The 13,385-nt window shown below is 30.0% G+C and carries 7 protein-coding genes; 1 reads left to right on the top strand and 6 read right to left on the bottom strand.

The features are described from left to right. Positions 1-61: 61 nt before the first annotated feature. Positions 62-1,171 carry a M14 family zinc carboxypeptidase gene (locus LO744_RS09305; protein ID WP_230668806.1) on the bottom strand — a complete coding sequence of 370 codons (1,110 nt, stop codon included), beginning with the start codon at positions 1,169-1,171 and terminating at the stop codon, positions 62-64. Positions 1,172-2,013: 842 nt separating this feature from the next. On the opposite strand from LO744_RS09305, the gene LO744_RS09300 reads away from it, so the two are divergent. Beyond that, positions 2,014-2,541, top strand: coding sequence for a helix-turn-helix domain-containing protein (locus LO744_RS09300; protein ID WP_230668805.1), 528 nt, complete (start codon positions 2,014-2,016; stop codon positions 2,539-2,541). Positions 2,542-7,400: 4,859 nt separating this feature from the next. On the opposite strand, the gene LO744_RS09295 is transcribed toward LO744_RS09300, so the two are convergent. From LO744_RS09295 to LO744_RS09275, 5 genes are all read right to left on the bottom strand, one after another. Further along, complete coding sequence (locus tag LO744_RS09295) at positions 7,401-7,856, bottom strand: T9SS type A sorting domain-containing protein (protein ID WP_230668804.1); 456 nt, start codon at positions 7,854-7,856, stop codon at positions 7,401-7,403. Between the two features lie 749 nt (positions 7,857-8,605). Next, on the bottom strand, positions 8,606-9,772 hold the full coding sequence (locus tag LO744_RS09290) for a proline dehydrogenase family protein (RefSeq protein ID WP_230668803.1): 1,167 nt from the start codon (positions 9,770-9,772) through the stop codon (positions 8,606-8,608). 63 nt (positions 9,773-9,835) lie between these two features. Next, entirely contained in the window at positions 9,836-10,765 is a 930-nt protein-coding gene (locus LO744_RS09285) for a UbiA family prenyltransferase (RefSeq protein ID WP_230668802.1), read from the bottom strand. A 10-nt stretch (positions 10,766-10,775) separates the two neighbouring features. Then, positions 10,776-11,708: a mevalonate kinase family protein gene (locus tag LO744_RS09280; protein WP_230668801.1), complete on the bottom strand. Its 933-nt coding sequence runs from the start codon at positions 11,706-11,708 to the stop codon at positions 10,776-10,778. Positions 11,709-11,782: 74 nt separating this feature from the next. Continuing rightward, positions 11,783-13,261, bottom strand: coding sequence for an MFS transporter (locus LO744_RS09275; RefSeq protein ID WP_230668800.1), 1,479 nt, complete (start codon positions 13,259-13,261; stop codon positions 11,783-11,785). Between the last annotated feature and the right edge of the window lie 124 nt (positions 13,262-13,385).

Below are 13,385 nucleotides of genomic sequence, written 5' to 3'. Positions count from 1 at the left end.
CAGCTTTGCTCAGCACGACAGAATATAAAAACAAAAAGCGGAACAATTTGTTCCGCTTTTTTTAGTCTTCTATTTTGAAATTTACTTCTGCTTCAAGTTTAGGATATTTGGTATCCGAAATATATTTTTTTCCGGTACAGTCAATTTCCAACCAGCCTTTTCTTTTCTTCACATCTCCCGCCTCTATCACAAAAGGGATAAATGAAATTTCATCTTTACCTTCTTCAAAAATTTCTCTGTACTGAACAGCAATATCCAAAATACATTCATGTTCCGTATTTAATTTTACGTTTCTGTAAATAACATCATAATGCGTTTCCTGGTTTTCTGGAATCTCTTGATAAACTTCCCAACCTCTGGTATCAGAATTGAGTTCGCTAATTGATTTTAACGCGTAATACAAAGCAAGGGTAAAATATTTTCTTGTTTCCTTTCTTGGATAATCATTTACAAAATGACCGCCTTCAAAAAGAATGGTAGGCATTCCGGCTTTTATAAAATTATCACCTGTAGAAGTGGGATAGAACTCATCAGAATATCTGCCAATCTGATTAGGAATTAATTCTTTCAAATGGTTATAAACATCCGCAATTACCGCCATGCATTTTTTTCGGTTTTCGGTAACCGTTCGTTCTATATTTTCTGAAGGTGCCAAAAAGGAGAGTGTCGCCGGATGAATTCCATCGGTGGTAAAGATCGTGCGTTGCTCATGAAGATTTAGTGCATAGTCGTATTTCTTCGAAACCGCCAAGTTCTTCAGAAATTTAATCTCTTTACTCGCTTCATTATGAAAGTCTCTATTGAGGTCTATTTCCAATGCATTCAGTCTCGTCCATTTTTCAGAACCATCCGGGTTTAGCATAAAAATAAAATCTAAACTTATCTTACTGAATAATTCTTCTTTTAGTTCAGGAGCATTTTCAAAACTCACTAACAGGTCAAGCATTGCATGCGTTGCATTAGATTCGTTCCCGTGCATTTGCGACCAAGCTAAAATATTAATCTTACCCGTTCCTACACTTAATTTATAAATAGGTTTATCTAAATAAGATTTTCCAATCTCTTGAATGTAATCTTTGAGATTGGTCTGTAAGTAAGAAAATAATTTTTCAGGCGAAATATACCGATTAGGGAAATCAGGATTTGGAATGTAGAAATGTTCAAAGTTCATTAATAATAATTTACATTTTTCAAAATTAACAATTTTAGCTATAAAGATAAGATTTACACATGTAACATTACTAAACAGTAGATATTGTCATTTTGTCTGTTAGTTAAATTGTGGATTAGCAATATTTCAATAAGAAACACTTAAGTAGTTGAAAATCATTAATTTATATTGTTTAAATGTAGTGATAGATTAAACATTCTTTAAGTCTGAATATTACTATTTTTAGCAAAATGAGTAAAACTAACTCAAACAAATAATTTGTGGACAAAATCAACATTTAACACGATATACAAATGTTAATTGCGGATAACTTTAAGTTTAATTCATCGGAATAAGGATAAAATCGACCTTCGAATATGACTTTTAATACAATACTTTAAAAATAAATACCCGCATATAGAATATTCATTTTTAAAAATCATTAAAAGCGAGTATCTATAGTAAAAGACACCTATTTCACCAATAGAAACACTTACAAAAATTGCCTTCTAATGATATCTAGACCCTATCCTACTCTATAAAGCTTTAAAGAAGGTAAATCTTTTTATTAATCACTAAAAAATCAAATTTAACAGTCTAATTTACTCACAATTATTTTTCAAATTTACAATATCCATCTTACATCTTCATTTACTTTAGGTATTACTTATCAGCAATAGATTGTGGAAACATTGTTTAGTAATTTAACTGCTCAAATTTTACATTTGTTTTAAGTGTCTGCTTTACAACTACTTAACACTATTTACTTTTGTACATTTAAGAATTCAAAACTGTTTACATTTGTATTTGTGTTTTGTAAATTTATTATTTACATTTGTAAATACAATTTTATATCTTCTTGTATGAATTTAAATGAAAGAATTTCAAAAGTTATAGAATATTCGGGGTTTACTCCTTCCGAATTTGCAGATGAAGTAGATGTACAACGGTCATCTATTTCTCACATAACATCAGGAAGAAATAAACCTTCTCTAGAATTTATCATCAAAATAAAATCTCGTTTTCCAGAAATTTTATGGGATTGGTTGGTTACTGGAGAAGGTGAAATGCTAAAATCTGAACTTCCCGATACAGAAGAACCGGTAACGGAAGGAAAGGTAAAACCTACTTCCCTACCCGATTTATTTACCATGATAAATAGCGATAAAGATTTTGGCAGCAAAGAATTTGAAGAATCGGCCATTATTGAGAGCCCTTCAGAATCCGTTAAAACGTATCAAAGTAAAGCAAACGAGAAAATATTCGATTCTCAGCAATTAGGAAAACCAAACGAACAAATCATAAACCAAGTAATTGATAATCAAACAAATAAGATAAAGCGAATTATTTTATTTTACGAAAATGGAAAATTTGAAAGTTTCGAACCATAAGAAAGCCTAATTTAAAAAATCAGGCTCTATAAATATAAAATTACTACTTTATCAGTTTGCTAATTTTTGGACTTTCATTATTTAAAATTTTAAAAATAAAACTTCTTTTTGGTAATTCTGACACATAATATTCTTCCAATTCTTTCAAGGTTTTTAGGGCTATTCATATTAAAAACACGAAGAAATGTCACAATAATTTAAGCTCGGATTTTAGTTTTCAAATCAAAAAAAACAACTATTATTCTGGCAATTCTCGCCTCTGAAAACACACTTTTGTTGCATCGATTTGATGCAATTTATTCATCTAAAACTTTTAAAATATCCATAATTATTCTTGCTAAAATCAGAGATAATTTGACCTTTTTTAAAGATTATTTATCTGGAAAACCTGAAGGAATTTCACAATAATTCAAGCTCATTTTTTAATTTTAAGACACTAAAAAGTAACTGTTATTTTGGCAATTCTCAACCTTAAAACACATTCTTGTTCCGTCAATTTGATGCAATTTATTCGTCTAAAACTTTCAAAATCTTCGTAATTAATCCTAATAAATTCTTAATTTGAATAGAGATAATTTGAAGTTTTAAGGATTATTTACCTTGAAATTTCGAGAAAAACTCATAGTAATTTAAACTCAGTTTTAAATTTTCAAACAAAAAAGCAACTGTTACTTTAGCAATCCTCAACCCTAAAAACACATTTTTATTCCGTCAATTTGATGGAATTTATTCATCTGAAATCTTCAAAACTCCCGTAATTATTCCTGCTAAAATCAGAGATAATTTGAACTTTTTAAAGATTATTTATCTGAAAAATTTGAAGGAATATCACAATAATCTAAGCTCAAATTTTAGTTTCCAGATAAAAAAACAACTGTTATCTCGGCAATTCTCAAACCTAAAAATACATTTTTGTTCCTTCGATTTGATGCAATTTATTCATCTAAAACTTTCAAAATCTTCGTAATTAATCCTAATAAATTCTTAATTTGAATAGAGGTAATTTGAACTTTTTCAGTATTATTCACCTAAAAAACCTGAAGGAATTTCACAATAATTCAAGCTCATTTTTTAATTTTAAGACACTAAAAAGTAACTGTTATTTTGGCAATTCTCAACCTTAAAACACATTCTTGTTCCGTCAATTTGATGCAATTTATTCGTCTAAAACTTTCAAAATCTTCGTAATTAATCCTAATAAATTCTTAATTTGAATAGAGATAATTTGAAGTTTTAAGGATTATTTACCTTGAAATTTCGAGAAAAACTCATAGTAATTTAAACTCAGTTTTAAATTTTCAAACAAAAAAGCAACTGTTACTTTAGCAATCCTCAACCCTAAAAACACATTTTTATTCCGTCAATTTGATGGAATTTATTCATCTGAAATCTTCAAAACTCCCGTAATTATTCCTGCTAAAATCAGAGATAATTTGAACTTTTTAAAGATTATTTATCTGAAAAATTTGAAGGAATATCACAATAATCTAAGCTCAAATTTTAGTTTCCAGATAAAAAAACAACTGTTATCTCGGCAATTCTCAAACCTAAAAATACATTTTTGTTCCTTCGATTTGATGCAATTTATTCATCTAAAACTTTCAAAATCTTCGTAATTAATCCTAATAAATTCTTAATTTGAATAGAGGTAATTTGAACTTTTTCAGTATTATTCACCTAAAAAACCTGAAGGAATTTCACAATAATTCAAGCTCATTTTTTAATTTTAAGACACTAAAAAGTAACTGTTATTTTGGCAATTCTCAACCTTAAAACACATTCTTGTTCCGTCAATTTGATGCAATTTATTCGTCTAAAACTTTCAAAATCTTCGTAATTAATCCTAATAAATTCTTAATTTGAATAGAGATAATTTGAAGTTTTAAGGATTATTTACCTTGAAATTTCGAGAAAAACTCATAGTAATTTAAACTCAGTTTTGAATTTTCAAACAAAAAAGCAACTGTTATTTTAGCAATCATCAACCCTAAAAACACATTTTTATTCCGTCAATTTGATGGAATTTATTCATCTGAAATCTTCAAAATTCCCGTAATTATTCCTGCTAAAATCAGAGATAATTTGAACTTTTTTAAGATTATTTATCTGAAAAATTTGAAGGAATTTTACAATAATCTAAGCTCAAATTTTAGTTTTCAGATAAAAAAACAACTGTTATCTCGGCAATTCTCAACCCTAAAAATATATTTTTAGGGTTGAGAATTGATGCAATTTATTTATCAAAAACTTTCAAAATATCCGTAATTATTCCTGCTAAAATCAGAGATAATTTATCTGAAAACCTGAAGGAATTTCACAATAATCCATGTTCATTTTTAAGTTTTCAGACACAAAAAGTAACTGCTATTTTAGCAATTCTCAAACCTAAAAACACATTTTTATTCCTTCGATTTGATGCAATTTATTCATCTAAAGCTTTCAAAATATCCGTAATTATTCCTACTAAATTCTTAATTTGAATTGAGAAAATTTGAACTTGTTAAGGATTATTTATCTTGATAATTTCGAGAAAAAACCATAGCAATTTAAGCTCATTTTTAATTTTAAGACACGAGAAAACAACTGTTATTTTGGCAATTCTCAACCCCGAAAACACATTTTTGTTCAGTCAATTTGATGCAATTTATTCATCTAAAACTTTCAAAATCTCCGTAATTATTCCTGCTAAAATCAGAGATAATTTGAGCTTTTTAAAGATTATTTATCTGAAAAAAAATGAAGGAATTTCAAATGATTTAAGCTTCTTTTTAGTTTTCAAACAAAAAAAGTAACTGAAATTTTAGAAATTCTCAGTTCTGAAAACATACTTTTGCCCCTTCAATTTGATGCAATTTATTCATCTAAAACTTTTAAAATCTCCGTAATTATTCCTGCTAAAATCAGAGATAAATTAAAATTTTTAAAGATTATTTATCTAAAAAATCTAAAGGAATCTCACAATAATTTAAGCTCATTTTTTAAGTTTTCAGAAACAAAAAGTAACTGTTATTTTGGGAATTCTCAACCTTAAAACACACTTTTACCACGTCAATTTGATGCAATTTATTTATCAAAAACCTTCAAAATATTCGTAATTATTCCAGCTAAAATCAGAGATAATTTTAACTTTTTAAAGATTATTTATCTGAAAAATCTGAAGGAATTTTACAATAACTATGCTCATTTTTTAAGTTTTCAGAAACAAAAAGCAACTGTTATTTTGGCAATTCTCAACCTTGAAAACACACTTTTATCCCTTCGATTTGATGCAATTTATTCATCTAAAACTTTCAAAATATCCGTAATTATTCCTGCTAAAATCTGAGACAAATTGACCTTTTTAAAGATTACTTATTTGAAAAATCTGAAGGAATTTCACAATAATTTAAGCTCAAATTGTAGGTCTCAAGCAAAAAAAGCAACTGTTATTTCGGCAATTCCCAACCCATAAATTACATTTTCACTCAACAGTTTTGATGCAATTTTAATCTCTATTTTTTTTTAAATCAACCTGAATTTTTCATTAAATTCGTATTTGAAATAGAATTTAATTCAACTTTTTTAGGATTATTTACCCTGAAAAAACACAAGAATTTAAGCTCCACTTTTACTTTTTAAGCAAAAAAAACAACTTTTATTTTGGCAATTCTCAACCTTGAAAATACATTTTTGTCCCGTCAATTTGATTCAATTTACTCATCTAAAACTTTCAAAATATCCGTAATTATTCCTGCTAAAATCAGAAATAATTTGACCTTTTTAAAGATTACTTATCTGAAGAAATTTCACAATAATTCAAGCTCACTATTTAAGTTTTCAGACACAAAAAGTAACTGTTATTTTGGTAATTTTCAACCCATAAATTACATTTTAGCCCAACAGTTTTGATGCAATTTCAGTCTCTAATTTGTTTAAAATCAACAGTACTTTTTCTTAAAATTCGGAATTTAATTGAACATTTTTAAAGGTTTTTTTTAGCGCTTTTTACTCTGAAAATTACAAGAAAATTACAATAATTTAAGCTAGGATTTTAGTTTTCAAGTCAAAAAAAACAACTGTTATTTTGGCAATTCTCAACTTTAAAAACACATTTTGTTCCGTCGATTTGATGCAATATATTTATCAAAAACTTTCAAAATATCCGTAATTATTCCTGCAAAAATCAGAAATAATTTGACCTTTTTAAAGATTACTTATCTGAAAAACCAAAGGGATTCCACAATAATTCAAGCTCATTTTTTAAGTTTTCAGACACAAAAAGCAACAGTTATTTCGGCAATTTCCAACCCATAAATTACATTTTAACCCAACAGTTTTGATGCAATTTATTCGTTTATAAAACCTTCAAAACACCCATAATTATTCCTGCTAAAATCAGAGATAATTTGAAATTTTTAAAGATTATTTATCTAAAAAAATCTAAAGGAATTTCACAATAATTCATTCTCGTTTTTTTATTTTAAAGCAAAAAAAGTAACTGCTATTTTAGAAATTCTCAGCTCTGAAAACACACTTTTGCCCCGTCAATTTGATGCAATTTATTCAACTAAAACTTTCAAAATCTCCGTAATTATTCCTGCTAAAATCATAGACAATTTGACCTTTTTAATGATTACTTATCTGAAAAACCTGAAGGAATTTCACAATAATTCATTCTCGTTTTTTTATTTTAAAGCAAAAAAAACAACTGTTTTTTATAATTATCAACTCTTAAAATCAGAAAAATCGAATGATGAAATACTTGAAATAAAAACAGTAAGATAAAACGTATTATCTTGTTCTACGAAAATGGAAAATTTGGAAGTTTTGAGCCATAAAAAAAGCCTGATCAGAAAAATCAGGCTCTATAAATATAAAAATTACTGCTTTATAAGTTTGGTAATTTTAGGACTTTCATTATTTAAAATTTTAAGAATATAACTTCCTTTTGGTAAATCTGACACATTATATTCTTCCGATCCTTTCAATACTTTCACAACTCTACCCGTTGCATCCATCACTTCAACAGAAACTATTTGAAGCTTTTCTGGATTATTGATCTTAAAAACATCTTTTACAGGATTAGGATAAACCTGTATTCTATTGTCATATTGCACTACCTCCTTTGTACCTAAAGTAGCAGAAGTATAGGTGATAACAAACGGCATATCTATAGGTACATCGGGTGCTGTCGCAGGATTTCCACCGTCTACAGGGGATGACCATACACCTCCTATTGCATCCAATTGCTTAGCATTAAAAGTAGGCAATCCTCTACTGTCAGCAATCGTAACAGGCGGAAAGAACCCTGAATTAGCAGTAACTACATTTTGCAACTGATATTTTATCCAATAAGTACCAGCGCCTAAAGTAACAGGAGTATTTGCTGTTACTTTCCAAATCTTTCTATTTGTTAATGGTGCAGCAGTAGTAGTTGGAATAATACTATTCCCTATTCTGTATATATTTGAATCTACGCTAGAACTAAATCTATTAGTAGTGTCATCTCCAAAAACACTTACAGCACCTGTAATAGATGGGTCTGAACTATAAATATTAACCCTAACCGTGTTGAATGGGGAAGTTGTTCCTGTATAGCTTGTCTGATAAGCAAAAAAATCAACACTGCTTATCTGCCACTGAGAACCTACAGGTATTGTAAAATCATCAGCAAGAAAAAAACTTGCTGTTGTAGAGCTGTACGTACCTCCTTATCCTAAACTTATATTAGATTCTGTAGTATTTCCAGTATTATTCTGAAGCTCAGACCATGTGTATCCCGTAGATGCAGCGCCTCCACTTTTAGATGTAGCTCCTGTGCTTAAACCTCCATTATTATAGGTCTGTGGGATTGTAAAATTTGCTAAAAGAATAGTAGCAAAAGTAATTTTTTGTTCATAATTATTAATTTTTATTGGTAAACTAATATAATTAAAACCTATTTAACTGACAATAAACATATTACAAAACCAATATCTTTTTAATAAAATCAATAATTTATTAAAAAGATACACGTCCAAAAAAAAGTCAATAACAAAAAAAACTTCGTATTCAACGAAGTTTCTTCAATATATGACAAAATAAATTATTTCTTTCTTCTATCTAATTCTTTTTTAATTAATCCTAATTCTCTTCCGGTTTGTCCGGCCACCGAAGTATTTTCTCTCGCTCTTCTGGTAAGATAAGGAACAACATCTTTTACAGGACCATAAGGAAGATATTTTGCTGCATTATATCCTTTGTCAGACAAATAAAATGTAATGTTATCACTCATCCCATAAAGCTGTCCAAAATGGATATTTGGATGGCTGTTTTCAAGACCGTTAGCCTTCATTTTATCCATCACCAATTCAGAAGATATCTCGTTGTGAGTTCCAAAAAACGCAGAAACTTTATCCAAATGATTCATTACAAAATCGATTCCTGCATTATAATTTTTATCTGAAGCATCTTTTGTAGGCTGTATAGGATCTGCATACCCTTTTTCTGCAGCTCTCGCTCTTTCTTTTTCCATGTATGCACCACGAACAATTTTATAGCCAATAAAATAATTCTTTTCTCTGGCTCTCTGAAGATTCTGCTCCATATACTCTAGGCGGCCGGTTCTGTACATTTGGATGGTGTTCCAAACAATCGGTTTTTCCTGATTATATTTCTCCATCATCTCTTCACAAAGCAGGTCTGCCGCATCTTGCATCCAGGTTTCTTCTGCATCAACCATTACTTTTTTATTGTTCTCATGGCAAAGTTGGCAAACTTCGTCAAATCTTTTTACGACTCTTTGCCATTCTTCTTTTTGGCTTGAAGTTAGCTCTGAACCTTTTCCCACCGCTTCATACAAGTCAATTCTTCCGAATGCTGTAGGTTTAAAAACAATAAATGGAATGGCAGGATTTCCCACTGAAAATCTAACGATATCTTTAATCTCTTTACAGACTGCATCAAAAGCTTCTTCTTCTTCTTTCCCTTCTATCGAATAATCGAAAATACTTCCAACTCCTCTTTTGAAAAGCTGCTTTACAACTTTCATACTTTCTTCACGAGTTTCACCCCCTACAAACTGCTCAAACAAAGTGTTTTTTACAATTCCGGTGACGAATGGAAAATTATTATGAACAGTAAAATTCAGGACAGAAGTTCCAAGACTTGTCAAAGCTGGCTGTTCAATCATCTTAAACATCCAATAGGCTTTTCTCAGCTGTGCATCGGTTTTATCGGCAAATGCAACTTTAGTATCGTTAAAAATGGGCATTCTTTTTGTTAAATTTAATTCTACAAATGTAAGAATAACCTGAGCTTTTTTAAAGCTTTTTTTCTACAATTTACCTTCAATTCCGTTAAGCAGCATTGCAAGAATTCCTATGAAAACCCAAAAACGTAAAATATTGAGTGTAAGAAAATTGGTACGTCTCGAAGAGTTTAAAAGAAGGTAAATACAGATAACCATTACAAACAAACCACCAGTAAAATAATAAGCCATAAAACCTGAAATTCCAGTTTTAACAATAAGCTTCATCGAAACCGCCATTGTTATCATCAGCAAAGAAATAAGAATAATCTTAGTGTTTTTACTCTTAAAATAGTTTGGGATTGTAGTATAACCAAAAGCTTTATCTACACTTTTTGTCAATGTATCTTTTACAATATCAATGCATAAAAGAATCAAAAACAAGAAAATTGCCATCAAAAAAACCTTCTTTGAAAAAGTCTGATAATAGACCATCATTCCAAAAAATGGGTACAAAGTTAAACTAACAAAAGTTAGGTTATTCAGAATTAAAATGCGACTCAGTTTATGGCTATAAAACCACATGAAAAACTGATAAATAATAAAGAAAATTAAAACTCTGTAGGAGATAAAACTTGCGACTCCGAGTGAAATGACCGTTAAAGCCAAATATACATAGAGGAAATATTTCTGTTGAATAAAGCTTTGAATTCTCGTCCGGAAAGGTTTTACAATGTGATCTTTTTCAAAATCATAAAACTGATTGATGATTCCGCCGGCAAGAATACTTAAAACGGTACAGAAAATAATCCCGTGAACTTTGAAATCAAATACAAATTTTCTGAAAGATTCTTCCTGATTAAAAAGGAAAAAAGTAGAAACGTACAATGCAAAAGTAAGCAAGACAGCAACAAAAAATCTCGCTCCCAAAAGAAATCCTACAAGCTGAGAAAACCTGTAAAACAAAGATTTCGAAACAAAATTTTTCTGTTGGAAACTTTCTTTTTCAGAACTCATTCAGCATCTATTAAAATCTATAAATCACTTCTTTCTGGAAGCCATCAAGCATTTTTTCTGCTTTTTCGTAATCTTTAGTAAAGCCTAAAATATAGCCCCCACCGCCACTTCCACAAAGTTTTAGGTAATAAGCATTAGAATCTAATCCTTTTTTCCAGATGTTAAAAATGCTTTCAGGAATCATCGGACGGAAATGTTCGTAAGCCCAGTAAGAAAGCTTTTTAAGGTTTCTAAAAAATGGATTCATATCTTTTTTAAGGAAAGAATCGATACAAGCATTATTGTAACGAATAAACTCTTCCTTCAATGTTTTACGGAAACCCTCGGTCTTCATTTTTTCAAAGAAAATCTGAATCATCGGACCTGTTTCGCCTGTAATTCCTGAGTCAATTAAAAAGATTGCTCCTTTTCCTTCTTCACCTTTTGGGATTGCTACTTTGTCTAAATTATCTCTATTTTCGATAAGAATAGGAAGATTCATGTAGCAGATTAAAGGGTCCATTCCTGAACTTTTACCATGGAAATAGCTTTCCATTTCGCCAAAAATAGCTTTTATATTTTTTAAATCGTCTTTAGAAATCGTTTCAGGGTTGTGTTTTGTGAAGCAATATTTTTCGAAAATAGCGGCAACTAATGCTCCAGAACTTCCCACTCCATATCCTTGAGGGATGTTTGAATCGAAGAAAAGTCCTTTTGAAATATCTTCTTTAAGACGGTTTACATCTAATTTGAACTGCTCGGGAAGGCTTAAATTTTCAAGATAATCAGCATATTTTTGCAAATGCTGATTTGATTTTTTCTCAAATTCTGAATCTGAATCTGAATCTGAAAACTTTAACGTGCCTTTATAAAAACTGTAGGGAACTACAAGACCTTGTGAGTCTTCTATCATTCCGTACTCTCCGAAGAGGATTATTTTAGCGTAAAATAAAGGGTTCGTCATTGTGTGTTAAAAATCTTTATGCAAAGTTACTATTATTCTGCTGAATATTAACAAATTTTAAGCCATTATGGAACTTATATCTTCGTTTTTAAGAATCTGATAAGAATCGCTCCCGTCGCAAAAAATGCCGACATCGAAATAAAAGCATATTGCATATTATGAAACTTCTGAATAAATACGCTGAAAATAAGCATTCCACAGATGATAGCAATTTTTTCTAACACATCATAGAAGCTAAAATAAGTCGTATTTTCCATAGAATTTTCAGGTAAAAGTTTTGAATAAGTAGACCTAGACATTGCCTGAAGACCTCCCATTACCAAACCAATCAAAGCTGCCAAGCCGTAAAACTGCAGTTGGATATTAGGGTTTTCTTTGTTTAATGAATAAGCAGATAAACAACAGATAATCCAGATAATGACAGCAATAGTAATCACGTTTTTATTCCCTATTTTTTTAGATAATTTAGAGAATAAGAAGGCTCCGAAAATCGCTATAATCTGAATAACCAAGATGGTAATAATCAATTTGTATTTATCGGCTTCTTTAGGGAAAATCACTGTACTTCCAAAAGGCACAGCCATTAAAAATATAGTCTGCATCCCTACACTGTAAAAGAAAAAACTAGACAAGAAAAACTTTAATGCTTTGTCTGAAAAAAGCTTGTTCCCTACACTGTATAATTCTCTGAAACTCTCTTTCGCAATATCTTTGTAGAAACTGATATTATCTTTTAAAACTTCAAAAAAGCCTCCTTGCTCCTGATGTTTTTTAAAGATGTTTTTATAATTTAAAAGCACTAAATCTTTAGGAAGTTTATCCTTCACATCACCAAACTGCGGTAAATGTTTGAATGTATATTGTGAGAAACCAAACCACCAAGCTCCCGTTAATAAAAAGCTTATTCTGATATAAATTTTAGCCTGATCCGGTCCTTTTGCAACCACCTGAATCAATACCAAACAGATAATTAATAAAACTACAGAACCAATATATCCGTAAATATATCCTTTTGCAGACAATGCATCTTGCTTATCCGGAGTGGCAATATCTGGTAAAAATGAATTATAAAACACCAAACTCCCCCAAAAACCAACACTCGCTGTAATACTAAAAAGGAGTCCTAAAAAGATATTTTCCATGCCTGTGAACATCGCCAAACCCATACAAGATGTCGCTCCCAGGTAACAGAAAAACTGAAGAAATGATTTTTTGTTCCCAATCGTATCTGCCAAAGAAGATAAGAATGGAGACAATAACACAACTAAAAAGAATGAAATTGCATACGAAAAACTTAAAACCGCTTCCGGTTCGTACGCTTCCCCGAAAACCTTTATCATATTTCTAACCGGGATTTCCTGAACTTCTCCCGCTTCCGGAACGAATTCTTTTTTATTGTAAGCCGTCGTAAGAATTGTATAATAAATTGGGAATATCGCAGAAGTAATTACCAAAGAATACACAGAGTTTGCCCAGTCGTAAACTGCCCAGGCTTTCATGATTTTTGGATTATTTTTAATATTTTGAGTAGGTTGAATTTCGGTTTCAGACATTTTCAAATGAATTAGTTGCACAAAAATAGAAAAACCGCTGAACATTCGGAGGCTTTTATTTTTTTTAGGCGAAATTTTATTGATTTGTTAAAATTAAAGGTGATTTAAAAATATAAAAGCATTG

The organism is Chryseobacterium turcicum (genome assembly GCF_021010565.1).
In the GTDB taxonomy this organism is placed as follows: domain Bacteria; phylum Bacteroidota; class Bacteroidia; order Flavobacteriales; family Weeksellaceae; genus Chryseobacterium; species Chryseobacterium turcicum.
Note: the sequence above shows the minus strand (reverse complement) of the source record. Positions and strands in the feature narration are given on the sequence as shown.